We start from the raw sequence: 26,075 nt of genomic DNA, 5'->3' as shown, positions 1-26,075 counted from the left end.
GGTAAGTTGAGAATTTAAATATGTAGACCTGTTAATTGTTCTATCGATTTATTAAGTGCTTGGCGTTTTATCGCCCTAATAAATAAGCGCCCGGGGCGCCGGGCAATGTTCTTGCATTTGGCTGGGAAACGGCTATGCCGCTGGCCATGGCTTGAGCGTCGAGCATCTGTGCCACCACTGGCATAGCCTTGTACGCACCCTCGCCATTGAGGTGGTCGTTGTCTTTATACCAAGATTGCTGCGGGTCGCCGAGCAAGCAGCGGCGGGTATCACAGAACACGCCGTCAAGGTCGAAGAGGCGAACCTGCCCGGTGCTCGCCATTGTTTCGAACACACCACGGTTAAACTGTTGTAACCGTTGGTGCGCCCCATAAGGCACCGACAACGCTTGTACCGTTTGCAATTTTTGTGCATCGCTTTGGCCAACGTGCGCCAGCCGGTAATACACAGTGCGTGGGCTGGCCAGTTGCTGTGGCGCTTGGGCCAGTACGTCGACTTGAACGCCCAGGGCCCTATAGGCCTCGACCGTGCGCTGCACCCCTGCGCGGAACACTTGCCGGGAGGTGGCTTGGTCTTGGGCCATATGCTGGGCATCGACCAAAAAATATCGAACCTTGCGTTCGCCCTCGTAACCGCCGTCGGTATACAGCGACCAGCGCGCAACCAGCACCACATGGCGGATGCCGTGGGCCTTGACGTAATCGAACTGCCGCTGGGCCAAGGTTTCACAGGCGCCGCGGGCGTAATTGCCGGCAGCTACCGCCACCCCCAGCAGGGGTGGGCAGCCGCCGACACCCAGGTGCACCACGCTCAAACCCAGGCGCTCGCCCAATTCAGCGAAGGTCGGCAACAGGGCTTCGGAATGGCTGTCACCGAACACGGCTACGGCCGCACCGTCGGCACCGGCCGGCGCCCCGAAAAAGCATAAGCCGATACCAAAGCCGCTCCCGTCGTAGCCACGGTCGCAGGCTGTGCGGATAGTCGGGTCTTCGAAGGCCTTGAGCATTGCCGGGTCTATGTCGTAGCGCTGTGGGAAACCCTGCTGCTGATAACCGGCCAAGCCCAGGCCGACGAACAATAATGAGGCCAGCGCACTGCCCGTGAAGATTTGCCTTCGGCTTACCCGTTGCTTATCGCGAAACGGCGTTTCGATAAAGCGCCAGCTCAGCCATGCCAGCAACAGGGACAGCGCTGCTAGCCCAAGCATGAACGAAAGGCTTGGGGGTAACAGGCTGCGGTTGCGCGCCAAGGCGAACAATGGCTGGTGCCAGAGGTAGGCGCTGTAGCTGACCAGCCCCACCGCTACCAGTGGTCGGCTGGCCAGCCAACGCCCGGCCAGGGTCTTGGCACTGGTGCAGGTAATCACCAGCGCCGCGCCCATTGTCGGCACCAAGGCGTGCAGCCCAGGGAACGGCGTGGCCTTGCCATAGCTGAATACCGCAAAGCCGATCAACCCCAAGCCTAGAAGCCCGCCGGCCTCGTGGTGCCAGCCGGCGGCAGGCACCCGGCGCGGATGGGCGCTAAACCAAAAGGCTAGTAACGAGCCGACCAACAGTTCCCACGCACGCCCTGGTAGCAAATAGAAGGCCGCACTGCTGGCCAACTGCGCGCCATGCTCGGCCAAGGCCAAGCTGGCAACCGCCAACAACCCGAGTAGTGGCAGCAGCGTGCGGCGGCCGACCCTCCAGCCGAGCATCAGCAACAAGGGGAACAGCACGTAATACTGCTCCTCCAAGGCCAGCGTCCAGGTATGGATTAACGGCTTGGCGTCCACCCCGGCGTCGAAATAGCCGCTTTCCATCCAAAACAACGCATTGGAAGAAAAAAACGGCACCGCCACCAGGCTTTTTGCGAAACCCTTCAGGGAGATGGGATCGAGCCACAGCCAGGCCAAGGGCAAGCAGGCCGCCATCATCAACAACAGTGGCGGCAGGATACGCCGGGCACGGCGCTCATAGAAGCTGACCAGGGAAAAGCGCTGCTGCGCCAGTTCGGCGAGAATGATCGAGGTAATCAAATAGCCACTGATCACAAAGAATACGTCGACGCCAACGAACCCGCCGGCCATGTGCGCAACGCCGGCATGGAACAGGATCACCGGAATGACGGCGACGGCGCGCAGGCCGTCGACTTCCGCGCGATAGGGCACGCAAGCAACAGGGTTGGGGGTGTGCATGGGGCTCGGCCTGGAAGGGGGGAAACGCTTGGCAACGCCCACGCTACCGCCACTGCGCATAGGCAGCGGGGCAGGGCGTTTGGAGGGGATAGGTGGCTTTTTTACCGCAGTGGCGTCGCTTTGTCGAGTAGCAGGCCCGCGCCTGCTTTTAAAGGTACGGGCACGGGTGGGCTGTTTGAGACGTTCGTACCCGCATAGGCGCATGAGCATTGCTGCCGGGCAAGGCGCCGCGACGAGTCATCTCAGGGTTATGGCCTGGCCCGCCGGCAACAGGCCGCGCCTACTATGTGCCGCCCACTGCGGAAACACCTCATTCCGGTTATGGCTGGTAGAGCTGGTCGAACACGCCGCCGTCGGCGAAGTGGGTTTTTTGCACGGTGCGCCAGTCACCGAAGGTTTTTTCCACCGAGATCAAATCTACCTTGGGAAAACGATCAGTGTATTTGGCGGCGATGGCAGGGTCGCGCGGGCGTAAGTAGTTGTCGGCTGCGATCTGCTGGCCTTCAGGCGACCACAGGAACTTCAGGTACGCCTCGGCGATCGCGCGGCTGCCTTTTTTGTCTACCACTTTGTCGACCACCGTCACCGGTGGTTCAGCTTCGGCAGACACACTCGGGTAGATCACCTCGAACTGGTCGCGGCCGAATTCGCGGGCAACCATTTCCGCTTCGTTTTCGAAGGTCACCAGCACATCGCCGATCTGGTTTCTCATGAAGGTCGTCGTGGCGGCCCGGCCGCCGGTGTCGAGCACCGGCACTTGCTTGAAGAGCTTGCCGACGAACGCCCGCGCCGCAGCGTCATCACCGCCGTGCTTGAGTGAATAGGCCCAAGCCGACAGGTAGGTGTAACGCCCGTTACCGCTGGTCTTGGGGTTAGGCACCACCACCTGTACGCCGTCCTTGAGTAAGTCTGGCCAGTCTTTCAGTTGCTTGGGGTTGCCCTTGCGCACGATGAATACCGTGGCCGAGGTGAACGGGGCGCTGTTGTCTGGCAGGCGGCTGGCCCAATTCTTGGGTACCAGTTCGCCGTTGTCGGCCAAGGCATTGATGTCGGTGGGCATGTTCATGGTGATCACATCGGCTGGGAGGCCGTCGATCACCGAGCGAGCTTGCTTGCCGGAACCGCCGAACGACATATCGATGTTGATTTTCTCGCCATGCTCGGCGGCCCAGTGTTTCTGGAAGGCGGCATTGTAGTCGCGATAAAAGTCGCGCATTACGTCGTAGGAGACGTTCAGTAGGGTAGTGGGCGCGGCGAGGGCCGAGCCGGCCAAGGCCATACCGGCAACGAGCAGGGAGGCGCTTAACAGTTTTTTCACGTGCGAAAGGTCCTTTTATGTGGCAGGGCAAAAGCTGCTCGCGACTATAGCTGGCGGCCGCCCCCGCCGAAAGTACGTAACGTGCTGACCTTATGCGTTTAAAAGTGGGTGGCGTGCAAGGCCGGCGGCATTGCCGGTAATGGCTGGAAGGCTTGCCCGCCCTGGCAGTGATATAGTCGGCGCTTTTGCGAGGGTGCAACGATGCAACGAAACGTGGGTGCCGTGGCGCTGTTGGCGTTAGCGCTGGCCGGGTGTGCCGGTTACAAGATGGACCACACCCGGGACGGTGGGCCGATCGGAACGCTGGAGTCTGCCCGGCCACCGCAAGAGCTGGCGCAATGCGTGGAGGCCACGTGGCAGTCCGAAGCTTTGTTCGGCGCCGTGGCGGACGCCTTCACCGAGCGTGCCGGCAACGGCCAATACACGGTGTCGGACCACGCTTCGGATTATTTCGTAGACATCAATCCTAATGGCCCCGGTAGCGTGCTGCGTTTTTATGGCAACCCACGCAGTGGCGAGGTGGCGCAAAAGCGCCAGGCCACCGTCGCGACCTGCCTGTAGCGTAGCTGTGGCAGCGTTGGCTATCGGCGCCCTTGCCGGGGGCGGGATACTTCCGCCTCGATGTTCTTGCGGCCGATCAGGGCCGCGCGTTCGTGGGCAGGCTCCGCCAGCCATTTATACATCACCAAGCAATCGACCAACCCCAATTGGGGATGGCGGTAAGCCTTAGGTAGGCGGCCAACTTCTTCGAAGCCAAGCTTGCGCCACAGCGCCACCGCCACTTCGTTGCTGGCCACTACCGAGTTGAATTGCATGGCCAAAAAGCCGGCTTGGCGTGCCTGCTCTTGCGAGTGCTCGCACATCAACCGCGCCACCCCCCGGCCGCGGGCGGCTTCGCAGACCATATAGCCACAATTGCTCACGTGGCTGCCGGGGCCGGCGGCGTTTGCCTTGAGGTAATAGCTGCCGAGCAGTTGGGCGTTTTCTTCGGCCAGCCAGGTCTGCAATGGCAGCCCCAACCACAGGTTTTCGGCTTGTTCGCGGGAGGTTGCCGGGTCGTAGGCGTAGGTGGCTTGTGCCTTGGCTACGGCTTCGAAGGTGGGCCAGAAACGATCGAAGTCTGGGGCTTGCATGGGGCGCAGGGTGATCATCGGGGCGGTTCCGGGCTATCGAGGTCGTTGATGATACCTAAGTGTGGTGTTTCAGAAATTGGCTACACAATTTTGACGGTGCCTTTTGCTGCAACTGTTGTGCGAACCTCTGAAACACCACACTGAACGCCCCACCTGCGTTCAGCCGCGCAAGCGCGCCCCGCGCCGCACCTTAGGCGCGCCCAGCAGGTAACGCTCGGCCAGCCAGCCAAAGGCCAGCCCCAGGGCGGCCCACAGGACCACTTGAATGCCCAGGGAGGCGACACGGAATTGCCATAGCAGGCTTGCCGGGAAGTGCTCCGGCACCTCGTTGAAAGTGGGGAATGCCACGGCGGCGGCCACCATGACCGCCCCATAAAGCAACCCGGCGAGCAACGTGGCATTCCAGCCGCCCAGGCGCGGCAGTAGCGCCCTGGCGGCATTGATGGCCAGCACCATCGCCGCCACCGAAACCAGCATCAGCAAAAAGAATAGCCGGGTGCGTTGGCCAATGGTGGCGGGGTCGCCCACTGCGGGTGGGTTGGCCGGGTATTTCAAGCCCGGCACCACGAACACGGCGACCAACGCCAGCATCGCCAATAGCGCGGCGAGGCCGCGCGGGCCCAGGCCAAACGCACCAAGGCGACCCATGGCATAGGCGAATACCAGGGCAAACAACCCGCCCATGGAAAGGCTGTAGACCATCACACCGGTGAATAGCCCGATGCCCGCCTGGGTTTGCCGGCTGAACACTTCCTCTTCTTCCGGCGCGGCGCTGGCATCGCCGTGGCTGTGTTCGTGGCCGGTGCTTTCTTCGAAAGCGATGGCGCGGTCTACCTGGGGTTCGCCGAACACCGTGGCAAAGCCGAACGCCAGCATGCCGGCCAGCAGGCCCGCGAACAGGCCGCGCAGCAGCAAGTTACCTGTCATGTAGAAGCTCCGGTGTCAATGGCAGGGGAAACCCAGCATGTGGCGACCGTCGTGCACGAACTCATGCACCGCGGTGCCGGAAAACATCGACGTGGCGCCTTGCTCGGCACCGACGAAGTACAGCGCCAGTATCAGCAGCAGGCCGCCGAAGATGGCCCAGGGCAGGATCTGGCCCAAGGGCAGGGCGGGCAGCGAAAGGTCGCCGGATGGGCTGCTTGCGGTACGAGTGGTCATGTGAACTCCTGGGAAAGCGCGTCCCGGTGATGGGTAATGGGCACGGAACAGGGTCTGGCTCTCGATCAACGATTACAGTGGCGCGACCGCGCCGGGCTTGCACCGGCTTCCTGCTGCGTGGTGCAAGCATAGGGCCACAGGTTAGAAGCAGCAAGCTTGCAGCGTGGCGCGGCTTGCCCGACACTTCGTTCCCCCCGGCCGTTTAGTCTGAAGCCCATGATCGAATTCAAGAATGTCTCAGCCTTCCAGCAACAGCACCAGGTGTTCGAGCAGTTCTCGCTGACCATCGGCGAACACGAGCGCGTGGCCATTCTCGGGCCCAACGGCGCCGGCAAGAGCACGTTGCTAAAGTTGGTGACCCGGGAAATCTGCCCGCGGGTACGCGATGGCAGCTACCTGAAGCTGTTCGGCGATGAAACCGTGAACCTATGGGCGCTGCGTGCCAAGCTCGGGTTCGTATCGCAAGACCTACAAGAGGACTACACCCCGCACACCACGGCGCTTGAGGTGGTGACTTCAGGGTTTTTCGGCGCAATTGGCGCCCATGGCCATCTGCAGCCCACTGCTGAGCAGGTCGCGCAGGCGCGGGCGATGCTCGCCACGGTGGACATGGCCGAGTACGAAGCGCGAATGTTCCAGCGTTTATCTACCGGCCAGAAGCGCCGCCTGCTGCTGGCGCGGGCCCTGGTGCATGGGCCGCGGGCGCTGATCCTGGACGAGCCAGCCAATGGCCTGGACATGGGCGCCAGCCTCGGCATGCTGGCGCTGATGCGCAAGTTCTGTGGGCAGGGCAGGGGCATGATCATCACGACGCACCATATCGATGAGATCATCCCGGAAATCGACCGCGTGGTGCTGCTGGACCAAGGTAAAATCGTTGCCGATGGGCCCAAGGCCGCGGTGGTGACCAGCGACAACCTGTCACGGCTGTACCACACGCCGCTGCGCATCACCGAGCAAGAAGGTTGGTATCGTTGCTGGCATGCCTGAACGTGCGGCCGGTCGCGGGGGAGGAAATTTTCTTCGCGTGCGCGGTTCAGAAGGTGAACATATTATTTTCACGAGGACCACACCATGACCGACCGCCTCCGCAGTGCCAATGCCGCCGCCAACACCGCCCCCGGTGCGCTGGATGCGCCTGAGCGCGCGCTGTGCTTGGCCGGCAGCAGTGTGCTGATCGCCAATGGCTTGCGCCAAGGCGGGGCCGGCGGGCTGCTGCAGGTGGCCGCTGGGGCCTGGGCCGGCTGGCGCGGCTACCGGGGGCATTGCCCGGCCAAGGCGCGGCTGTGCGCGCAAAGCTCGCCGGTCGACAGCGCCCTGGCCAGCGCGGTGGCTGTGCGCAGTATTACCGTAAACAAACCGCTTGATGAGGTGTTGGCGTTCTGCAACCACCCCGCCAATATCGGTGCATTGCTGCCTTGGGTAGACACCATCGAAGAGACCGCCCCAGGGGTGTATCGCTGGGCCGTACGTGGCCCTGGTGAGCGGACCTTGCATTGGGTACTGGAACAGCACCCCGTGCCGGAAGGTGATGGCTTGCATTGGCGCACCCCCGCTGATAGCCGCTGGCCGGTGGAGGTTCAAGCCAGCCTGAGGCTGCCGCGCCATGGCGAGGGCACCCGGTTGCGCGTGCTACTGAGCGCCGCCCCATTTCCCAGCAGAGCTGGCCAGGTATTTGCCGGCAAACTCAGCCGCTTTGCCGACGGTGCCCTGCGCGAGTTGCTGCAACGGGTCAAACAACAAGTGGAAACCGGCGAAGCTGAGGTACTAGACAAAGACGCCAACGACTTTATCTTCGTGCACCCCGCCAGCCCTGAAGGCGACTGAAGCACGGCTATTGGTGTGGCCGCAGCCCATCGCGGCACCGGATTGCTACACACCGCCACCGGCCAAGGTGCTCACTCCAGGCGGGTTTCGCCACTGAATACCAGGGTTTGCCTGCACTGCCGGCATAAATAGCGGCGGCCCTGGCGCACCAGGCTGTGGCGCTGGGCGCTGAAGGGGAACTCACTGGCGCAGGGGCAGTGGTAGATATAGCGGGTAACTTGGCGGCGTTTAACGGCGTAGGTGTGGCAGCGCAACGGCGCAAGTTCATAGACCCCGCGCATGATCAGTTGCCATTCGTGGCCGTGCGGCGCGATACGTTCGCCGAACATTTGGTGGGCGACCAGGTGCGCCACTTCATGGGGCACTGTCTGGTGCAGAAAATCCTCGGTATTTTCCTCGAACAGCTCCAGGTTGAAGCGCAATTTGTTTTCGTGCAAATGGGCAACACCGGCCCTTTGCCCGCGTAGCTTGAGGCTCACTTCAGGGCGGGTAAAGGGGCGTTTGAAAAAGGTCTCGGCCTGCACGAAGCAGCGTTCGACCCGTTCGAAAAGGCAGTCTGACATGGTTACATCGCTCCAGTGGGAGGATTATGCACCCATCCCGACGGTTCTGCCGAGCCGCTTGTCCTCTGCCAGGTGGTTTCGCTTTCAGCGCCCAGCGTGCTGCAGGGCTGCACCGATAGCGGTAGAATGCGCGCCTTTACGGCTTACCTTGCGGACCTACACAACGCCATGGGCACCTTTTCGGTCAACCAGAACAAACTGCAAAAACGCCTGCGCCGCCTCGCCGGTGAAGCTGTCGCCGACTACAACATGATCGAGGATGGCGACAAGGTGATGGTGTGCTTGTCCGGCGGCAAGGACAGCTACACGATGTTGGACGTGCTGCTGCACCTGCAGAAAGTGGCGCCGATCCGTTTCGATATCGTGGCCGTGAACATGGACCAGAAGCAGCCGGGGTTTCCCGAGCACGTGCTGCCGGCGTACCTCAAGGAGTTGGGCGTGGAGTACCACATCATCGAGAAGGATACCTACTCGGTGGTGAAGGCGTTGATCCCCGAGGGCAAGACCACGTGCTCGCTGTGTTCGCGCTTGCGCCGTGGCACCTTATACACCTTCGCCGACCAGATCGGCGCGACGAAAATGGCCCTGGGCCACCACCGTGACGACATTGTCGAGACATTCTTTCTCAACATGTTCTTCAACGGTGCGCTCAAGGCCATGCCGCCGAAGCTTCTGGCCGACGATGGCCGTAATGTGGTGATCCGCCCGCTGGCCTATTGCGCCGAGAAAGACATCCAGGCGTACGCGACCCTGAAGCAATTCCCGATCATCCCCTGCAACCTGTGTGGCTCGCAGGAGAACCTGCAGCGCCAAGTGGTCAAGGACATGTTGGTGGAGTGGGAGCGCCAGCACCCCGGCCGCACTGATAGCATTTTCCGTGGTTTACAAAACGTGGTGCCGTCGCAACTGGCCGACCGCAACCTGTTCAACTTCACTGAGTTGCGCATCGACGCCAGCGCTGCATCGCGGTTCGTCGAAGTGATGAACCTGTAGGGAACACCCTACTAGAGCATTTGCGGGCGGAACAACGCGCGGCGTTCGAACTGGCCGCCGGAGCGGGTGAACACTCCGTCACCGGTGTAGTGCAGGGTGCGTGGGTACGCGGGGCGCGGGGCCACATGGGCCACGACCACCTCGAAAATAAAGAAGTTGTAGCGCCCCACCAGGGCATCATCGAACAACCGGCATTCGAAGCAGGCGTGGCATTCGCCAACCAGCGGCGCGCCTACGTCGCTGGCCGCCTGGGCGGTGAGGCCAAAGGTCGCAAATTTATCGGTGTCGCTGCCGCTGCAGTTACCGATTTTTACCACCGTATCAGCCAAGGCCACCGTGGGCACGTTGATTACGCACTCCCGGGCCTTGCGAACCATGTCATGGCTATGGTTACCCGCGCTGATCATCAGCCCGACCAGTGAAGGTGAGAACTCAAGCACCGTGTGCCAGCCGAGCGTCATGATGTTCTGTTGACCTTGCCATTGGGAACTGACCAGTACGATCGGGCCGGGCTCCAGGTAGCGGCGCACTTGGTGGGTGGGGAAGGGTTCCTTGCGCGGGCAGCGTGGCATAGCGGGCTCCAATCAGCTGGGCGAACGAACGTTGGACCACCTGGGGTGGTGGGTTATCCCGCCGGGGTGGGCCGAATGGCATCAGCAGCCCTCCGTTGGCCGCCGGTGCTTCGCCCGTCGCGTGCCGGCTTTATTCGCCCACCTGTTCGAGCCAATCGTTGAGGTTGTAATAATTGGTCACCCGCGCGACCTGGCCACCTTTGACCAGGAAGAACGCCCCCGCCGGCAGGGTATAGCTTTGACCACGGGCAGGCGGCAGGCCTTCGTCGCTGGCCAGGTACTGGCCGTGTACGATGAATTCGGCGGCAGCGCGCTCGCCGTTGGCCATGATCGTGATGTCACTGAGGCGTTCGCGGTAGCAGCGGTTCATATGCTGCATGAAGCGAGCGAAGGCGGCCTTGCCGTGCTGCCGCTCGCCCTGGTTGATGTCGTGCACGACATCGTCGCTCAGTACAGCCATAAAGGCGTCCATGTTGCCTGCGTTGAAGGCATCGTAATAGGCGGCGATCACGTCGTGGGTGCTCATGGGGGCTCCTGTGGCCTGCACAACTATTGTGGGTTCGGGCAGCTATGATAGGTTAAGGGCCCAACCCCCGGCATACCCGCCTGCGCCTTCCATTTGCCAGAACGCCCCTATGCAGATCGAACTTTACCACGGCGCGGCCATTGAGCCGCACATCCCAGGCCTTGCGCGCTTGCGCATCAGTGTGTTCCGTGAATTTCCCTACCTGTACGACGGTACATTGGCGTATGAAGCGCAATACCTTGCCACCTACACGCGCTCGGCCAACAGCCTGTGCGTGATCGTGCGTAGCGGGCAAATGATCGTGGGCGCGGCCACTGCACTGCCGCTGGCCGATGAAACCGACAACGTAAAAATGCCATTCCTCGCCGCCGGCTATGACGTCAACAAGGTGTTCTATTTTGGTGAGTCCTTGCTGCTACCGGCGTTTCGTGGTTTAGGTTTCGGCAAAAGGTTTTTCGCTGAGCGTGAGGGCCACGCCCGCCGATTGGGGCATTTCGACTGGTGCGGGTTTTGCGCTATCCAACGCCCCGCGGACCACCCCCGCCAGCCGCCGGGTTATTACCCGCTGCACGGCCTGTGGCGCGCGCAGGGCTTCGAACCGCACCCTGAGCTGCGCGCCGAATTTAACTGGCAAGACCTGGACGAACGGGCGCCGTCGGTCAAGCCCATGGTGTTTTGGCTTAAGCGCTTATGATCCGCCTCGCCGCCTGCCAATACGCCATCGACCATTGGCCCAGTTGGGCCGCCTATGCCACGCACCTCACCGAGCTATGTGAAACCGCGGCCGCGCAGGGCGCCCAGGTGTTGCTATTGCCGGAATACGCCGGGCTGGTCCTTAGCGCCCAACTGCCAGCGGCGCAGTGTGCCGACTTGCACGCCAGCCTGGCCGGTATCCAGCCGTTGGTGCCGCGCTGGCGCGCACTGTGCGAACAGCTTGCACGGCGGCTGGGGGTTTACCTGCAACCTGGCAGCCTGCCCGTGCTCGACGACGACGGCCGCTACCGTAACCGCGCCTGGCTGTTCGGGCCTGACGGTGAGCTGGGCCACCAAGACAAACTCATCATGACCCGCTTCGAGCGCGAGGTGTGGGGTGTACACGGCGGCCGCGAGGGCCTGCGCAGCTTCGACACGGCCTTTGGCCGGGTGGGCATCTTGGTTTGCTACGACAATGAATTCCCGTTGCTGGCCCGCACCCTGGCTGAACAGGGCGCCGACCTGATTCTGGCTCCCAGTTGCACCGACACTGAAGCCGGCTATTACCGAGTACGCATTGGCGCCCAGGCCCGTGCCCTGGAAAACCAGGTTGCCGTATTGCAATCGGCCACCGTGGGGCGGGCGAACTGGTCGGCGGCTTTGGATGAGAACATTGGCCGGGCTGGGCTGTACGTGCCGCCCGACTATGGCCAGCCGGCCAATGGCGTGGTGGCTGAAAGCACCGAACTGTGCCCGGCGTCAAGCCAATGGCTGTTCGCCGACCTGGAGCTGGCGGCGTTGCGCCGTGTGCGAGACGAGGGCCAGGTGTTTACGCGGCGGGATTGGCCATTGCAGTGGGAAGTGTTATGAGGTGTCAACCTATTGGATCTACCAGTTTTCGAGCGGCCCGAATATGCGTTACGGTAGGCTGAACCGAATTGGTAGGTGAAGCCATGACGATGCTGCTGATCACGGATATGGCCCATAGCGTGCTCGGTGCCGGCGGCCCGCGAGCAGGGTATACCCCGGCGGGATATACGTCGGGCGCAGTGGGTGCCTGCGGCTTTCACGGCCAACGGCTCGACGGTCATGGCACTTTTTATGTCCTTGGCCATGGCCGACGCGCTTACGGCCCTGCGCAGATGCGGTTTATCCAGCCTGATGTGCTCAGCCCCTTCGCAGAAGGTGGGCTGAACAGCTATGCCTATTGCGGGGCGGAGCCGGTGAACAGGGCAGACCCCACCGGGCAGTTCTTTGTGGCCTTGCGCCGTTTGCTGGGTAGGGTAAGTAAAAACCGTGGAGGGCCGCTGCGCGACCTTTCTACAACACTAACGCCGGCCGCCTCGCTGCGTACCAACACCACGGCCAACCTGTGGCGAGACGGGGGGCCGTTGCCGAAGTTTAATCGTTTCAGCAGGGGCGGTGCACCGGATGGGTTTGTGTCTAATCGATTTCGCAAGCGCGCGCAGGCCCCTATAGACAGGGGGTTAAGCGACCTTGCGCCTCAGTCCCCAGCCGCTCGACCCTCGCTGCGTTTGCCTGCTGAACCGGCCCCTGATTATGGACCCTTGGCCCTCCCAGTGGTTAGGGCAAAGCGCGGCAGAGCTATGAAAGTCCGTTTTCAGGAAGAGGCTTCGGTTGTGGTGTATCCAGCAGACTGTCCAGACATTCCATTGGCTGATGCGCTAAATGCAAAGGTACCAATATTTCGCGAGACACTTTGAGGGCGGCATTCTGCTATGGAGGTTAGAATCTGTGTCGGCGTACCGCTTGGTGTGGCTCCGCTCATGCCCACGGGCCTCGGCAATTGTTCAATTTATACTCAATCGGCGATGGGCCTTGCTGGCCGGGGGCGCTGGGCAGCCACCCCCAGGTTATGCACAGGCTGATGCAGGTAAATATAGGATAAAAGTCAGCGAAAACAGCCTCCTGGCGTATGTGGGCAAGAAACGGCCACAAAAACGTCAGCAAAAGCTCCTTTTGGTCAAATATTGCACACCATGCTGGGCGCCACGGATGGCCGGGGCTACGGAGGCATTCCCCCAGCTTATCAACAGGCTCGCTCAGGGTTTTTCGGGATAAACCATCTGGCCATAGGCCCGCCTGGGCAATCCGATCAAGCGTCGGGGCCGCGTACCGTCCTCTAACGGCCTGAGTACCGATCACCCGTGGCTAAGGTCATCGATCTTGCGCATCCTTGGCGTCCGCCAGTGCATTGCGCTCATGAACACGTTTAAGTTGCTCTTCGGTTAAAGGCAGTTTTTCTGCGTTTTCACGCAGCAGTAGCAGGCCGCCAACGATCGAACCGATCGCCAGCACCAAGATAAGCCAAGCGTACCAGGGCATGGGGTGTCTCCTTTATTGTTCAGAGCCGGGCCGCCGGCAGTTGGTTCCGGCTGACGGAGTGTGCCCCAGCGCCAGGCGAATCCGCTACAATGCGCGCCGTTTCAGTCAAGCCTAGAGAGCCCGCCCATGCCCGCCTGCCAGACGCCTGTGATCGTCGCCCTGGATTTCTCCACTCGTGAAGCCGCCTTGGCCTTGGCCGACCAACTCGACCCGGCCCTGTGCAGGGTGAAAGTGGGCAAGGAATTGTTCACCAGCAGTGCGGCAGGCATTGTCGAAACCCTCAACGCCCGGGGTTTCGAAGTGTTCCTCGACCTTAAGTTCCACGACATTCCCAACACCACCGCCATGGCCGTTAAGGCCGCCGCCGAGATGGGCGTGTGGATGGTCAACGTGCACTGTTCCGGTGGGCTGCGCATGATGGCTGCCTGCCGTGAGGTGCTGGCCAAGCGCCAAGGGCCCAACCCGTTGCTGATCGGTGTCACCGTATTGACCAGCATGGAGCGCGAAGACCTCGCCGGTATTGGCTTGGACGTAGAGCCGCAGGTGCAGGTGCTGCGCCTGGCTGCGCTGGCGGAAAAAGCCGGCCTGGATGGCCTGGTGTGCTCGGCGCTCGAAGCACCGGCACTGAAAGCCGCGCACCCAGGCCTACAGCGGGTCACCCCGGGCATTCGCCCGGCCGGCAGCGCCCAGGACGACCAGCGCCGTATCCTCACCCCACGCCAGGCGTTGCAGGCCGGCAGCGATTATTTGGTGATCGGCCGGCCGATCAGCCAGGCAGCGGATCCGGGCGCGGCGTTGCGGGAGATTGCCGGGCAGTTGTAAATCGCCCCTGCCAGCCGGCGTCGGCAGCGACGGCGGGCTCGCTTATTTCGCCGCGGTAATGCGCCACACTTTGTTGCCGACATCATCGGCCACCAACACGCCGCCTTTATGGTCGCCCACCACCCCCACGGGGCGGCCGAGGGCGTTTTCGTCCTTGTCCAGGAAGCCGGTCAACAGGTCCACCGGCGCGCCGTTGGGTTTGCCATCGGTAAACGGTACGAACAGTACCTTGTAGCCACTGTGCGGTTTACGGTTCCATGAGCCGTGCTGGCCAATGATCGCGCCATTGTCGAAGGGCGCTGGCAAGGCGCCTTGCTCAGCGAACATCAGCCCCAGCGAGGCGGTGTGGGCACCCACCGCGTAATCCGGGGCGATGGCTTGTTGCACCTTCTCGGAGTTGCCCGGCGTTACCCGGGTGTCTACGTGTTGGCCCCAGTAACTAAAGGGCCAGCCGTAAAAGCCGCCGTCTTTAACTGAGGTGATGTAGTCTGGCACCAGGTCGTTGCCCAGTTCGTCGCGCTCGTTCACCGCCGCCCACAGCTTCCCGCTTTGTGGGTTCCAGGCCAGGCCATTGGGGTTGCGCAGGCCGGAGGCGAACAGGCGTTGCTGTTTACTGGCCGGGTCCACTTCCCAAATGGCCGCGCGGCCTTCTTCGGCCTCCAGGCCGTTTTCGGCCGCGTTGCTGTTGGAGCCTACCGTCACATACAGCTTCTTGCCGTCGGCGCTAGCGATGACGTTTTTCGTCCAATGGTGGTTGATCTTGCCTGCTGGCAAGTCGACGACCTTTTCACCGGGCCCTTCGAGGCTGGTGGCGCCGGGGGTGTAGGTGTAGCGCAACAAGGCGTCGCTGGCGGCCACATACAAGCTGTTGCCCACCAGCGCCATGCCGAACGGCGAATTGAGGCCTTGCAGGAACACCGTGCGGGTTTCCGCCACGCCATCACCGTTGCGGTCGCGCAGCAGGCTGATGCGGTTAGGGCTGGGCACGTTGGCACCGGCACGGCTCATCACCACGCTAGTGGCCAAACCCTTCAAGCCCTTGTTGTCGTCTGGCTTCGGGGGTGAGTTGGTTTCGGCCACCAGTACGTCGCCATTAGGCAGCACATACAGCCAGCGCGGGTGGTCCAGGCCTTCAGCGAACGCCGCCACCTGGGTGCCTGGCGCGGCCACCGGCTTTGCGCCCTGCGGCCAACCCACCGCCGGGGCGGTGTTCACCGTGGGGATCAGCGATTTTTCCGGCGCGGGCAACGTGGGGTTGGGGCCGAAGCCGGCGGGCAGGGCGGTGCCGTCGGCTTGGGCGGTACCGGCCAGTAGCAGGCAAAGGGGCAGCAGGGCATGTCGCATGTGGCTATCCTTTTCGCGTTTGGGATTGGCAGTGAAAAATTGGAAAGCGTGCCCAGTGTTTGGGTTCATTCGATTGACGCTACCCGCGCCAGGCTCTAACCTTCGCGGTTCGTTTCAGGTGCCCAGCGTGTTGGGTGAAACTGGGAAGCCGGTGCGAAACCGGCGCTGCCCCCGCAACGGTAAATGAGTTGATGCCAAGCCACAGGCCACTGGGAAACCGGGAAGGCGCCTGGCACGTGGGCATTGCGGTACGCCCTACTCATCAAGCCCGGAGACCGGCCTGTCACGTTTTGATTCCAGCCATGGCCGCGCGGGTGCGAGCGGCATCGACGTGAAGCGGCCATCGCCCCTGTGGGCCGTGGGCGTTCGTCGGTGCATGCCCCGGCGGCGCCGCGGAGAGCCCTGATGAGCGACACCACAGACCGAGACGCGCGCCATCTGGCGCGCATGCAGCGCAAAAAAGCCGTAATCGACGAACGCATCGCCCATTCGCCCGATGAATGTGGCGTGTTGCTGGTACTCAGCGGCAATGGCAAAGGCAAGAGCAGTTCGGCCTTCGGCATGCTCGCGCGGGCCCTGGGCCATGGTATGCACTGCGCCGTGGTGCAGTTCATCAAGGGCCGCAACAGCACCGGGGAAGAACGGTTCTTCCGGCGGTTTCCCGATGAAGTCACCTACCATGTGATGGGCGAGGGCTTCACCTGGGAAACCCAGGACCGCCAGCGTGACATCGCGGCTGCCCAGGCCGCCTGGGCCAAGGCCCGTGAAATACTCAACGACCCGGGCGTGCAGTTGGTGGTACTCGATGAGCTCAACATCGCCCTCAAGCACTGTTACCTTGATCTGGACCAGGTGCTGGGCGATCTGCAGGCGCGCCCGCCGATGCAGCACGTGATCGTCACCGGCCGCGGCGCCAAACCCGAGATGATCGAACTGGCCGACACTGCTACGGAAATGGGCCTGGTCAAGCATGCATTCGCCGCCGGCATCCGCGCGCAAAAAGGCGTGGAGCTGTGAACCCGGCACGCCATTGCCCGGCAGTGCTGGTGGCGGCGCCCGCCTCGGGGCAGGGCAAAACCACCGTGACCGCGGCCTTGGCGCGCCTGCACCGGCAACAGGGCCGGCGTGTGCGGGTATTCAAGTGCGGCCCGGACTTTCTTGATCCGATGATTCTTGAGCAAGCCAGCGGTGCGCCCGTGTACCAACTCGACCTGTGGATGGTCGGCGCCGAGCAAAGCCGCCGCCTGCTCTGGGAGGCGGCCGGTGAAGCCGACATCATCCTGATCGAAGGGGTGATGGGGCTGTTCGATGGCACCCCGTCCAGTGCGGACCTGGCCCGCCACTTCGGCGTGCCCGTGCTGGCGGTGATCGATGGCAAGGCCATGGCCCAGACCTTCGGCGCCCTGGCCTTGGGCCTGGCCAGCTATCAGCCGGGGTTACCCTTTGCCGGTGTCCTCGCCAACCGGGTGGGCAGCGCCCGCCATGGCCAATTGCTCGAAGGCAGCCTGCCGCCGGGGATGCGCTGGTATGGCGGCTTGGCCCGGGACAGCAGCATCGAACTGCCCAGCCGCCACCTTGGCTTGGTGCAGGCCGGTGAGCTGGCCGACCTGGAACAGCGCCTGGACGCTGCCGCTGCCGCCCTGGCCGCCAGTTGCCAACACCTGTTGCCGCCGCCGGTGTGCTTCGATGCGCCGGCCACCGAGCCGCTGGTGCCATTGCTGGCTGGCCGGCGCATCGCGGTGGCCCAAGACGCGGCGTTTGCCTTTGTGTACCGGGCCAACCTGGATGTGCTGCGCCGGCAAGGCGCCGCGCTGAGCTTTTTTTCCCCGCTCGCCGAGGCGGCGTTGCCACCGTGCGATGCGCTGTACTTGCCAGGCGGCTACCCGGAGCTGCATCACCGCGCATTGGCCGCCAACACGCCGATGCTGGCGGCGATCCGCGCCCACCACGCGGCCGGCAAGCCGTTGCTGGCCGAATGCGGCGGCATGCTCTACCTGCTCGAACGGCTGACCGACGTCGACGGTCACAGCGCCGAGTTGCTCGGGCTGCTACCCGGTGAGGCGACCATGCAGGCGCGTTTGGCGGCCCTGGCGCTGCAACAGGTTTGCTTGCCCGAGGGTAACCTGCGCGGGCACACCTTCCACCATTCGCTGACCCGCACCCCATTGGTGCCGCTGGCGGTGGGCAGCAGCCCCAACGGCGGCCGTGGTGCCGAAGCGGTGTACCGCAGCGGGCGGCTCACGGCCTCCTATGTGCATTTTTATTTCCCCTCCAACCCGGCGGCGGCCGCGGCGTTGTTTGCCGGCCAGGCCCCGCAGCAGCCAGGCCATGCGCCATGAACGAACACAGCTTTACCGCCGCCGAGCGTTTGGCGGTATACCGCGCCATCGGCGAGCGCCGCGACATGCGCCACTTTACCGGTGGCACGGTGGCGCCGCAGGTGATGGAGCGCTTGCTGCAAGCCGCGCACCAGGCCCCTAGCGTCGGCTTGATGCAGCCCTGGCGTTTCGTGCGGGTCAGCGACCCGGCCCTGCGCCAAGGTATCCACGACTTGGTCGAAGCCGAGCGGGTGCGCACCGCCGAGGCGCTGGGCGAGCGCGCGGATGCCTTCATGCAACTGAAGGTCGAAGGGGTACTCGACTGCGCCGAATTGTGGGTGGCCGCCCTGATGGACGGGCGCGAGCAACATGTGTTCGGCCGCCGCACCCTGCCTGAAATGGATTTGGCCTCGCTGGCCTGCGCCATTCAAAATCTTTGGTTGGCCGCGCGCGCCGAAGGCCTGGGGCTGGGCTGGGTGTCGCTGTTCGAGCCGGCGCCATTGGCCCGCCTACTGGCGATGCCCGAGGGGGCCAAGCCGCTGGCGGTACTGTGCCTAGGCCCGGTCAAGGCTTTCTACCCAGCGCCCATGTTGGTGCTGGAGCATTGGGCGGCGGAAAAACCCTTGGCCGACATGATTTTCGAAAACCAGTGGGGCCAGCACCCATGAGCATTGCCCTGGCCTGCGCCATGGCGCTGGCGCTCGATCTGCTGCTGGGCGAGCCGCGGCGCTGGCACCCGCTGGTGGGCTTCGGCCACCTGGCAGGGCGCCTGGAGCAACGCTTCAACAGCGCAGGCCGTGGTTGGCGCAGCCATGGCGTGACCGCCTGGGGCGTTGCGGTCATACCGTTAACCGCCCTGTGCACACTGTTGTCATGGTTGCCCGTGGTGGGCGACGCAGTGGCGGTAGGGGTGTTGTATTTGGCGCTGGGGTTACGCAGCCTCGGCGAGCACGTGGCCCCGGTAGCCCAGGCGCTGCGTGGCAACGACTTGCCTGAAGCGCGGCGCACGGTAAGTTTTTTGGTCAGCCGCCACACCGAAGCCCTCGATGCCACCGGTGTGGCCAAGGCTGCCACCGAATCGGTATTGGAAAACGGCAACGACGCGGTGTTCGCGGCGCTGTTCTGGTTCGCCGTGGCCGGCGTGCCCGGGGTGGTGCTGTACCGCCTGAGCAACACCCTTGACGCCATGTGGGGCTACCGTAATGAACGCTTCGAGCGCTTTGGCTGGGCGGCGGCGCGTATCGACGATGTACTCAATTATGTGCCAGCACGGTTGGTTGCGCTGACCTATGCGCTGTTGGGCAAAACCGCCTTGGCACTGCGCTGCTGGCAACGCCAGGCCCCTTACTGGGACAGCCCCAACGCAGGCCCGGTGATGGCCGCTGGCGCCGGAGCGCTGGGCGTGGAACTCGGCGGCCCGGCCGTTTACCACGGCCAAGGCCATGACCGCGCGGTGCTCGGCGAAGGGCCGGCCGCCGATGCGGCATCCATCGAGCATGGCTGGCAACTGGTGCAACGCGGTGTAGGGTTGTGGGTGTTGATACTGTGCGCGGGGGCGGCTTTTTATGCTTGAACATGGCGGCAAACTGGGCGCCGCGGCGGCGCGCTTCGGTATCGCCCGCGAGCAGTGGCTGGATTTGTCCACGGGCCTAGCGCCTTGGGCTTTTCCGATTCCGACCATCGCGCCGCAGGCGTGGGCCCGCTTGCCGGAGGCGGACGATGGCCTGGAAGCCGCCGCCCGTAGCTATTACAACGCGACGCAGGCGCTGCCAGTGGCCGGTTCCCAGGCTGCCATTCAAGCGTTGCCACGGCTGCGCCGGCCGGGCCGGGTGGGGGTGTTGTCGCCCTGCTATGCCGAGCACGCTGAGGCTTGGCGGCGGGGCGGGCACGTGGTGCGGGAAATCGCCGACGCCGAAGTCGATTATTTTCTCGAAACCCTCGACGTGCTGGTGTTGGTCAACCCCAACAACCCGACCGGGCGCCTGCTGCCGCCCGACCAACTGCTGCAGTGGCATGCTCGCTTGAGCCAGCGTGGTGGTTGGCTGGTGGTCGACGAAGCGTTCATGGATACCACCCCGGCGCTGTCCCTGAGCCCCTACAGCGAGCGCCCGGGGTTGCTGGTGCTGCGCTCGTTCGGTAAGTTCTTTGGCCTTGCCGGGGTGCGCCTGGGCTTTGCGCTGGGCGGGGCACCGCTGCTGCAGCTGCTCGCCGAGCAGTTAGGGCCCTGGGCGGTGCCGGGCCCCACGCGCGAAGTGGGCCGGGCCTGCCTGGCCGACACCGTGGGGCAGCAGCGGCAGGCCCAGCGCAGCCTGGCCGCGAGCGAACGCCTGGGGCAATTGCTGGTGGCCCATGGCTTAACACCGCAAGGCGGCTGTGCGCTGTTCCAGTGGCTCTCGACTGCCCATGCGCTGGCCCTCTACGAACACATGGGCGCGCGCGGTATCCTGCTGCGGCTGTTCCACCATGACAGCAGCCTGCGTTTCGGCCTACCGCCCGATGAGGCCGGTTTTACCCGCCTGGCTCAGGCGTTGGAGGCATTCGCGCCATGACCACACTGATGGTGCAGGGCACCACTTCCGATGCCGGTAAAAGTACCTTGGTCACGGCGCTGTGCCGCTGGCTCAAGCGCCAAGGCGTGGCGGTGGTGCCGTTCAAACCGCAGAACATGGCGCTCAACAGCGCAGTGACTGCCGAGGGCGGTGAAATCGGCCGCGCCCAGGCGGTGCAGGCGCAGGCCTGCCTGTTACCGCTGCACACCGATATGAACCCGGTATTGCTCAAGCCCAACAGCGAAACCGGCGCCCAAGTGATCGTCCATGGTCAAGCGGTGGGGAACATGAACGCGGTGGCTTATCACCGCTATAAGGCCATCGCCATGGAGGCGGTGCTGGCTTCTCACCAGCGCCTCGCGCAACGGTACGCGGTGGTGATGGTCGAGGGCGCCGGGTCACCGGCGGAAATCAATCTGCGCGACGGCGATATCGCCAACATGGGCTTTGCCGAGGCGGTCGACTGCCCGGTGATTTTGGTCGCAGACATCAATCGTGGCGGGGTGTTTGCCCATTTGGTTGGCACCCTGGCGTTACTCTCGCCAAGCGAGCAGGCGCGTGTTCAAGGGTTTGTGATCAACCGTTTTCGCGGCGACATCGCCCTGCTACAACCGGGCCTGGACTGGCTCCAGGCGCACACCGGCAAACCGGTGCTGGGGGTGTTGCCATACATTGCCGACCTGCACCTGGAGGCCGAAGACGGCCTCGACCGGCGCCAGGCTGGGGATACCGCTGCGCAGCGTTTGAAAGTGATCGTGCCGGTGCTGCCGCGGTTGTCTAACCACACCGATTTCGACCCGCTGCGCCTGCACCCCCAGGTAGACATACAATTCATTGGCCCTGGTGAGCCCATTCCACCGGCGGACTTGATCATTTTGCCCGGCTCCAAGAGTGTACGCGGCGACCTGGCGCAATTGCGCGCGCAAGGCTGGGAGCAGGCCATCGCCCGGCACCTGCGCTATGGCGGCAAGCTGCTCGGGATTTGCGGCGGCCTGCAGATGCTCGGCGAGCGCATCGCCGACCCCCTGGGCCTGGAAGGGCCACCCGGGGAGAGTACCGGCCTCGGGTTGCTGCGGTTGCATACCACGCTTGAAGCACACAAACAGCTGCGTAATGTGGCCGGGCACCTATGCCTGGGTGGTGCGCCTGTCGCCGGCTACGAGATCCATGCCGGTGTCAGCCAAGGCGCCGCCCTTGCACGCCCGGCCGTGCAACTGGCCGACGGTCGCAACGAGGGTGCGCAAAGCGCCGACGGCCAGGTGCTGGGCACCTATTTACACGGGTTGTTCGAGGGCACCCAAAGCTGCGCCGCATTGCTGCGCTGGGCCGGCCTGGAACAGGTGCAGGCGGTCGATTACCACGCCCTGCGCGAACGCGACATCGAACGGCTGGCCGACCTGGTCGAGCAACACTTGGACACCGCGCGGCTGCGTGCGCTTTGTGAGGTTCCCACGCCATGCACCAATTGATCCTGGGCGGCGCACGCTCCGGTAAAAGCCGCCTGGCCGAACAGCTTGCCGCCGCCAGCGGCTTGCCTGTTACCTACATCGCCACCAGCCAGCCAATGGATGGCGAACTGAACGAACGGGTGCGCCTGCATCGCCAACGCCGCCCGGCACACTGGGGCTTGGTAGAGGAGCCCTTGGCCTTGGCCGGGGCGTTGGCCCGGCTGGCTTTGCCTGGCCAATGCCTGTTGGTTGACTGCTTGACCTTGTGGCTGACCAACCTGCTGATGCTGGGCGACGAAGCCCGACTGCAGGCCGAATGCCAAGCCTTGCTCGATGGCCTGCCTGGCTGGCCGGGTGAGATCGTATTCGTTAGCAATGAAACAGGCCTGGGGGTAGTACCCCTGGGTGAATTGACCCGGCGTTACGTTGACCACGCCGGGCTTTTGCACCAAGCCCTAGCCGAGCGCTGCCACCGTGTGGTGCTGACGGTGGCCGGCTTGCCCCTGACCCTTAAAGGACCTGCACTATGACCCACCCCTGGTGGTTGAACCCCTGCCAGCAAGCTGACCTTGCAACTGCCGAAGCGGCCAGCGAACGCCAGCGGCAGTTGACCAAACCGGCGGGCTCACTGGGCCAGCTCGAACAGTTGGTAGTGTGCCTGGCGGGCCTGCAGCGCCAGCTCAAGCCCCAAGCCGAGCGGGTCTGGGTGGCGATCTTCGCCGCAGACCATGGCGTGGTCGCCGAGGGGGTGTCAGCCTACCCGCAGGCGGTTACCGGGCAAATGCTGCAGAATTTCGTTACCGGCGGCGCTGCGATCAGCGTGCTGGCCCGTCAGTTGGGGGCCACGTTGGAGGTGATCGACCTGGGCACTGTTAATGCCCTGCAACTGCCCGGTGTGCGCCACCTGAACATTGGCCCGGGAACTGTTAATTTCACCCAGGGGCCGGCCATGACCGCCGCCCAAGGCGAGCTCGCGCTGGCGGCGGGGCGCGAGGCCGCGCTTCGTGCACACACGGCCGGCGCGCAGGTGTTCATCGGTGGTGAAATGGGTATCGGTAATACCTGCGCCGCCAGCGCCCTGGCCTGTGCGCTGCTGGGTTGCCCCGCCGTAGCACTCGCCGGGCCTGGCACTGGCTTGGCCGCCGCCGGTGTGGCGCATAAGGCCCGGGTGATCGACCGCGCATTGGCCCGGCATGCCGGGGTTACCGAGCCTTTCGAGCAGTTGCTGGCCCTGGGTGGTTTCGAAATAGCTGCATTGGTGGGGGCCTATCTTGGCTGTGCCCAGGCTGGCATCGCCGTACTGGTCGACGGCTTCATTTGCAGCGTTGCCGCATTGCTGGCTGTGCGCCTGAACCCGTCGGCCCGGCCTTGGTTGCTGTTTGCCCACCAAGGCGCCGAGCCTGGCCACCGGGCGGTGCTTGAGGCGCTGCAAGCCGAACCGCTGCTGGCCTTGGGATTACGCCTGGGCGAAGGCAGCGGCGCGGCCTTGGCGGTGCCCTTGTTGCGGTTGGCCTGTGACCTGCACGGGCAAATGGCGACGTTCGCCGAAGCCGCCGTGGCGGACCGCCCGGCGTGACGCTGCGCCTGAGCCTGCTGCGCCATGGCGTAACCACGCGGGGTGGGGGCTTTCGCGGCAGCCTTGACGATGCGCTGACCGCCGCGGGCTGGGCACAGATGCGCGCGGCGTTGGCCGGACGGGGCGGCTGGGCGCGTGTTGTGAGTTCCCCGTTGCAGCGGTGTGTGCGCTTTGCCGAAACGCTTTCGCTGCCGCTACTGATCGAGCCGGCGCTGCGCGAGCTTCACTTCGGCGAATGGGAAGGCTGCAGCGCAGCGCAGGTGCATGAGCGCGACCCGCAGGCGCTGGCACGCTTCTGGGCCAACCCCTACGGCGCTACCCCGCCGGGCGGTGAGCCTGTGGCGGCATTCGCCGAGCGCGTGTGGCGCGCTGTCGATGGGTTAGCGGTGGCCTACCCGGGCGAAGCGCTGCTGGTGGTGACCCACGGTGGGGTGATCCGCCTGTTGCTCGCCGCCGCGCGGCGGATGGCCCCCGAGCGCCTGTTGGAAGTCAGCGTGGGCCATGGAGAGTTGTTCACCCTCGAAGGCGAGCCTGGCGCCTGGCAGGAGGTAGAACCGTGCGGCCGCTGCTGATTGCCGTGCAGTTTCTCACCTGCCTACCGGTGCGCTTGGCGGGCAGGCCCAAGGCCACGGAGCTTGGCCGTTCACTGCTTTACTACCCGCTGGTAGGCGGTGTGTTCGCCCTGTTGCTGGGTTCCGTGAGCGTGCTACTTGGCGACCGGCTACCGTTGTTGCACGCAGCGCTGCTGCTGGCCGCCTGGGTATGGCTCAGCGGCGGCCTGCACTTGGATGGGTTGGCCGACAGTACCGATGCCTGGGTGGGGGGCTTCGGCGACCGCGAACGTACGCTGGCCATTATGAAAGACCCACGCAGCGGGCCCATGGCGGTGGTCGCCTTGATATTGGTTTTGCTGCTGAAGTTGTGCGCCTTGCTGGCGTTGTTAGGCCACGGTGCGGCTTGGTGGCTGGTGCCGGTGTTGGGGCGGGCGGCACTGCTGGGTTTGTTTTTGACCACGCCCTATGTGCGCAAGGAAGGGCTCGGCCAGGCAATGGCCGAACACCTGCCGCGCCGCGAGGGTTGGTGGGTAATGGCCGGATGTCTGCTGCTGGCACTGTCGTGGTTGCCGTGGCACCAGGTGGGGGCAGGAATAGTAGCGTTCGTTTGCTTGCGCTGGCTGATGCTCAAACGCCTGGGCGGTTGCACCGGCGACACCGCAGGCGCCTTGCTGGAACTCACCGAAACGGTGTTGCTGGTGGCGGGGGCCTTGGCGCTGCCTTGAAAGCGAACCGCCCCTGGGTAGGGGCGGTTCGGTGCAGCGACTGCCTTAGAACTTATACGTCAGCGAAGCCCCCAGGCCATGGGCGCTGTTTTTATAGGTGGAGCTATAGGCACCCTTCGAGGCGTTGTACAGGTTCACCTTGGTGTCTTCTTCCTTAAGGTAGGAATACGCAACGTCAATGGTCATGTTCTGGGTTGGGCTGTAGCCGGCGCCCAGGCTGAGAGCACGACGGTCGCCCGTGGGAATGCGTGGCGAGCGGTTGGTGTTGTTGGTGGGCGACTGGTCGATGGTAAAGCCGCTACGCAGCACCCACTGTGGGTTGAGCTTGTAGCTTACGCCGACGGCATGGGCCCATGTATCGTGCCAGTTCTGCTCTTCGGTAATGGTACCGATGGCCCCGGCACTGCCGCCCAAAAGTGCCGGCACACCGCTATTTTCGACGGTGATTTGCTTGAGCCGGCTCCATCGGGTCCAGGTGCTGCCACCGTACAGCGTCCAACGGTCGTTCAGCTCGTGGGTAAACGATGCGTCGATGGACTCCGGCGTGTCGATGCTCAGCGATGCATCGTATTTGGAGCCGGTATAAGGGCCGAAACCCACGCCGCGAATCTTGGTATGGCCGTCGAGGTTGTAACTGACCTTGGAATGGTAGGTCAGCCCCAGGCGCGTTTTGTCGGTCGCTTGCACCAGCAGGCCGACGTTGAAGCCCACGGCGGTGTCGTCGCCTTTGATTTTTACCTCGCCATCGTTGCTTCCCGGTGTCGCGGCGGTGAGCGTGCGCGAAGTCAATTCGCCCTCGATGCGGTTGATCGTCGGGCCGAACCCGATCGACACCCGGTCATTGAAGGCATAGCTAACGGTGGGTTGGAACGTGAGTACCTTGACCACGCTCTTGTCTGCGAAGTATCGCCCGGCAAAGCCGCTCTCGTAGTCGGTAGACAGGCCGAAAGGCACGTAGACGCCGAAACCGACCGCCCAGTGATCGTCCAGGGGCTTGACGTAGTAACCTAACGGAACACCGATGAACGGGACCATGTCGCCCTGGTTACTGCCACCGAACGTCGAGCCGTGGCCGTTGATATCGCTTTTGGCATAGATCGCCGCCGCGCCCACCGTAAACTGCTCTTGCTTGAGCCGCGCCATGCCGGCCGGGTTGCCCGCGACGGTAGAGGCGTCTTCGGCCGACGATGAGCGCCCGGCGAAGCCCACGCCCATGCCGCTGATACTTTGCTCGTTAATGGCAAAGCCGCTGGCGAAGAGTTGGGAGGATACGAGTGTGACAGCCAGCCCAAGGCTGGATTTGACCATGATATTTTTTTTCATTGTTGTTGTAACTCCACGGTGATCAACACGACGCAAATTACCAACATTTCTTCCCCTGCGCTATAGGGCCGAACCTGCGATGTTAGAGCGGTTTTGTAGGACAATCCA

At 63.7% G+C, this 26,075-nt stretch carries 29 protein-coding genes and 1 riboswitch; of the genes, 18 read left to right on the top strand and 11 right to left on the bottom strand.

Annotated features, from left to right (window positions below; genetic code table 11):
* Window positions 1-67: 67 nt before the first annotated feature.
* Complete coding sequence (locus HAQ05_RS15185; RefSeq protein WP_190422026.1) at window positions 68-2,176, bottom strand: acyltransferase family protein; 2,109 nt, start codon at window positions 2,174-2,176, stop codon at window positions 68-70.
* Between the two features lie 319 nt (window positions 2,177-2,495).
* Entirely contained in the window at window positions 2,496-3,494 is a 999-nt protein-coding gene (locus HAQ05_RS15180) for a sulfate ABC transporter substrate-binding protein (RefSeq protein ID WP_190422024.1), read from the bottom strand.
* 201 nt (window positions 3,495-3,695) lie between these two features.
* Between HAQ05_RS15180 and HAQ05_RS15175 the strand changes: the two genes are divergently transcribed.
* A complete protein-coding gene (locus tag HAQ05_RS15175; protein ID WP_190422021.1) occupies window positions 3,696-4,055 on the top strand; it encodes a hypothetical protein in 360 nt (119 codons plus the stop codon).
* A 20-nt stretch (window positions 4,056-4,075) separates the two neighbouring features.
* Here HAQ05_RS15175 and HAQ05_RS15170 read toward each other — a convergent pair whose 3' ends face one another.
* The 3 genes from HAQ05_RS15170 to HAQ05_RS15160 all read right to left on the bottom strand — a co-directional run bounded on the left by HAQ05_RS15170 (window position 4,076) and on the right by HAQ05_RS15160 (window position 5,788).
* Complete coding sequence (locus tag HAQ05_RS15170) at window positions 4,076-4,645, bottom strand: GNAT family N-acetyltransferase (RefSeq protein WP_190422019.1); 570 nt, start codon at window positions 4,643-4,645, stop codon at window positions 4,076-4,078.
* Window positions 4,646-4,786: 141 nt separating this feature from the next.
* Entirely contained in the window at window positions 4,787-5,527 is a 741-nt protein-coding gene (locus HAQ05_RS15165) for a CbtA family protein (protein WP_238936538.1), read from the bottom strand.
* A 42-nt stretch (window positions 5,528-5,569) separates the two neighbouring features.
* Window positions 5,570-5,788, bottom strand: coding sequence for a CbtB domain-containing protein (locus HAQ05_RS15160; RefSeq protein WP_190422015.1), 219 nt, complete (start codon window positions 5,786-5,788; stop codon window positions 5,570-5,572).
* 216 nt (window positions 5,789-6,004) lie between these two features.
* Here HAQ05_RS15160 and HAQ05_RS15155 point away from each other — a divergent pair, with 216 nt between their 5' ends.
* A complete protein-coding gene (locus tag HAQ05_RS15155) occupies window positions 6,005-6,778 on the top strand; it encodes an ABC transporter ATP-binding protein (protein ID WP_190422013.1) in 774 nt (257 codons plus the stop codon).
* An 84-nt stretch (window positions 6,779-6,862) separates the two neighbouring features.
* Window positions 6,863-7,615 carry an SRPBCC family protein gene (locus tag HAQ05_RS15150; protein WP_190422011.1) on the top strand — a complete coding sequence of 251 codons (753 nt, stop codon included), beginning with the start codon at window positions 6,863-6,865 and terminating at the stop codon, window positions 7,613-7,615.
* A 71-nt stretch (window positions 7,616-7,686) separates the two neighbouring features.
* On the opposite strand, the gene HAQ05_RS15145 is transcribed toward HAQ05_RS15150, so the two are convergent.
* Window positions 7,687-8,178, bottom strand: a complete 492-nt coding sequence (locus tag HAQ05_RS15145; protein ID WP_190422009.1) for a SprT family zinc-dependent metalloprotease — start codon at window positions 8,176-8,178, stop codon at window positions 7,687-7,689.
* A 168-nt stretch (window positions 8,179-8,346) separates the two neighbouring features.
* Between HAQ05_RS15145 and ttcA the strand changes: the two genes are divergently transcribed.
* Complete coding sequence (gene ttcA / locus HAQ05_RS15140) at window positions 8,347-9,171, top strand: tRNA 2-thiocytidine(32) synthetase TtcA (protein WP_190422133.1); 825 nt, start codon at window positions 8,347-8,349, stop codon at window positions 9,169-9,171.
* A gap of 11 nt (window positions 9,172-9,182) precedes the next feature.
* On the opposite strand, the gene HAQ05_RS15135 is transcribed toward ttcA, so the two are convergent.
* Window positions 9,183-9,743 (bottom strand): flavin reductase family protein, encoded by a 561-nt coding sequence (locus HAQ05_RS15135; protein WP_190422007.1) that lies wholly within the window; start codon window positions 9,741-9,743, stop codon window positions 9,183-9,185.
* 130 nt (window positions 9,744-9,873) lie between these two features.
* Window positions 9,874-10,269, bottom strand: a complete 396-nt coding sequence (locus tag HAQ05_RS15130) for a ketosteroid isomerase-related protein (protein ID WP_190422005.1) — start codon at window positions 10,267-10,269, stop codon at window positions 9,874-9,876.
* Window positions 10,270-10,378: 109 nt separating this feature from the next.
* On the opposite strand from HAQ05_RS15130, the gene HAQ05_RS15125 reads away from it, so the two are divergent.
* The 3 genes from HAQ05_RS15125 to HAQ05_RS29500 all read left to right on the top strand — a co-directional run bounded on the left by HAQ05_RS15125 (window position 10,379) and on the right by HAQ05_RS29500 (window position 12,686).
* On the top strand, window positions 10,379-10,963 hold the full coding sequence (locus HAQ05_RS15125) for a GNAT family N-acetyltransferase (RefSeq protein ID WP_190422002.1): 585 nt from the start codon (window positions 10,379-10,381) through the stop codon (window positions 10,961-10,963).
* Window positions 10,960-11,832 carry a carbon-nitrogen hydrolase family protein gene (locus tag HAQ05_RS15120; RefSeq protein WP_190422000.1) on the top strand — a complete coding sequence of 291 codons (873 nt, stop codon included), beginning with the start codon at window positions 10,960-10,962 and terminating at the stop codon, window positions 11,830-11,832. The genes HAQ05_RS15125 and HAQ05_RS15120 overlap by 4 nt, the downstream gene beginning before the upstream one ends.
* A gap of 83 nt (window positions 11,833-11,915) precedes the next feature.
* Window positions 11,916-12,686, top strand: a complete 771-nt coding sequence (locus HAQ05_RS29500) for an RHS repeat-associated core domain-containing protein (protein ID WP_190421999.1) — start codon at window positions 11,916-11,918, stop codon at window positions 12,684-12,686.
* A 454-nt stretch (window positions 12,687-13,140) separates the two neighbouring features.
* Here the strand turns inward: HAQ05_RS29500 and HAQ05_RS15110 are convergent, their stop codons facing one another.
* Complete coding sequence (locus tag HAQ05_RS15110; RefSeq protein WP_190421998.1) at window positions 13,141-13,308, bottom strand: DUF2897 family protein; 168 nt, start codon at window positions 13,306-13,308, stop codon at window positions 13,141-13,143.
* Window positions 13,309-13,434: 126 nt separating this feature from the next.
* On the opposite strand from HAQ05_RS15110, the gene pyrF reads away from it, so the two are divergent.
* Window positions 13,435-14,130, top strand: a complete 696-nt coding sequence (gene pyrF, locus HAQ05_RS15105) for an orotidine-5'-phosphate decarboxylase (RefSeq protein ID WP_190421997.1) — start codon at window positions 13,435-13,437, stop codon at window positions 14,128-14,130.
* A 42-nt stretch (window positions 14,131-14,172) separates the two neighbouring features.
* Here pyrF and HAQ05_RS15100 read toward each other — a convergent pair whose 3' ends face one another.
* On the bottom strand, window positions 14,173-15,474 hold the full coding sequence (locus tag HAQ05_RS15100; RefSeq protein WP_190421996.1) for a PQQ-dependent sugar dehydrogenase: 1,302 nt from the start codon (window positions 15,472-15,474) through the stop codon (window positions 14,173-14,175).
* Window positions 15,475-15,573: 99 nt separating this feature from the next.
* A riboswitch (cobalamin riboswitch) is annotated at window positions 15,574-15,772 on the top strand.
* A gap of 107 nt (window positions 15,773-15,879) precedes the next feature.
* Between HAQ05_RS15100 and cobO the strand changes: the two genes are divergently transcribed.
* The 10 genes from cobO to HAQ05_RS15050 are packed head-to-tail and all read left to right on the top strand — an operon-like array spanning window position 15,880 to window position 24,644.
* The gene (gene cobO, locus HAQ05_RS15095; protein ID WP_190421995.1) at window positions 15,880-16,491 is read left to right on the top strand and encodes a cob(I)yrinic acid a,c-diamide adenosyltransferase; all 612 of its coding nucleotides are present in this window, start codon (window positions 15,880-15,882) and stop codon (window positions 16,489-16,491) included.
* Window positions 16,488-17,813, top strand: a complete 1,326-nt coding sequence (locus tag HAQ05_RS15090; protein WP_190421993.1) for a cobyrinic acid a,c-diamide synthase CobB — start codon at window positions 16,488-16,490, stop codon at window positions 17,811-17,813. The genes cobO and HAQ05_RS15090 overlap by 4 nt, the downstream gene beginning before the upstream one ends.
* On the top strand, window positions 17,810-18,460 hold the full coding sequence (gene bluB / locus HAQ05_RS15085) for a 5,6-dimethylbenzimidazole synthase (protein ID WP_190421991.1): 651 nt from the start codon (window positions 17,810-17,812) through the stop codon (window positions 18,458-18,460). The genes HAQ05_RS15090 and bluB overlap by 4 nt, the downstream gene beginning before the upstream one ends.
* Complete coding sequence (cbiB, locus tag HAQ05_RS15080) at window positions 18,457-19,365, top strand: adenosylcobinamide-phosphate synthase CbiB (RefSeq protein ID WP_190421986.1); 909 nt, start codon at window positions 18,457-18,459, stop codon at window positions 19,363-19,365. Before bluB ends, cbiB begins: the two co-directional genes overlap by 4 nt.
* Window positions 19,358-20,341 (top strand): threonine-phosphate decarboxylase CobD, encoded by a 984-nt coding sequence (cobD, locus tag HAQ05_RS15075; RefSeq protein ID WP_190421985.1) that lies wholly within the window; start codon window positions 19,358-19,360, stop codon window positions 20,339-20,341. The genes cbiB and cobD overlap by 8 nt, the downstream gene beginning before the upstream one ends.
* A complete protein-coding gene (locus HAQ05_RS15070) occupies window positions 20,338-21,810 on the top strand; it encodes a cobyric acid synthase (RefSeq protein ID WP_190421983.1) in 1,473 nt (490 codons plus the stop codon). Before cobD ends, HAQ05_RS15070 begins: the two co-directional genes overlap by 4 nt.
* Window positions 21,798-22,319 (top strand): bifunctional adenosylcobinamide kinase/adenosylcobinamide-phosphate guanylyltransferase, encoded by a 522-nt coding sequence (gene cobU / locus HAQ05_RS15065; protein ID WP_190421981.1) that lies wholly within the window; start codon window positions 21,798-21,800, stop codon window positions 22,317-22,319. The genes HAQ05_RS15070 and cobU overlap by 13 nt, the downstream gene beginning before the upstream one ends.
* Window positions 22,316-23,365, top strand: a complete 1,050-nt coding sequence (gene cobT / locus HAQ05_RS15060) for a nicotinate-nucleotide--dimethylbenzimidazole phosphoribosyltransferase (RefSeq protein WP_190421979.1) — start codon at window positions 22,316-22,318, stop codon at window positions 23,363-23,365. Before cobU ends, cobT begins: the two co-directional genes overlap by 4 nt.
* A complete protein-coding gene (locus tag HAQ05_RS15055) occupies window positions 23,362-23,937 on the top strand; it encodes a histidine phosphatase family protein (protein ID WP_190421977.1) in 576 nt (191 codons plus the stop codon). Before cobT ends, HAQ05_RS15055 begins: the two co-directional genes overlap by 4 nt.
* The gene (locus tag HAQ05_RS15050) at window positions 23,922-24,644 is read left to right on the top strand and encodes an adenosylcobinamide-GDP ribazoletransferase (RefSeq protein WP_190421975.1); all 723 of its coding nucleotides are present in this window, start codon (window positions 23,922-23,924) and stop codon (window positions 24,642-24,644) included. Before HAQ05_RS15055 ends, HAQ05_RS15050 begins: the two co-directional genes overlap by 16 nt.
* Window positions 24,645-24,689: 45 nt before the next feature.
* Here HAQ05_RS15050 and HAQ05_RS15045 read toward each other — a convergent pair whose 3' ends face one another.
* Window positions 24,690-25,967 carry an OmpP1/FadL family transporter gene (locus HAQ05_RS15045; RefSeq protein ID WP_190421973.1) on the bottom strand — a complete coding sequence of 426 codons (1,278 nt, stop codon included), beginning with the start codon at window positions 25,965-25,967 and terminating at the stop codon, window positions 24,690-24,692.
* Window positions 25,968-26,075 lie beyond the last annotated feature (108 nt).

The organism is Pseudomonas typographi (assembly GCF_014694385.1).
Taxonomy (GTDB): Bacteria; Pseudomonadota; Gammaproteobacteria; order Pseudomonadales; family Pseudomonadaceae; genus Aquipseudomonas; species Aquipseudomonas typographi.
Note: the sequence above shows the minus strand (reverse complement) of the source record. Positions and strands in the feature narration are given on the sequence as shown.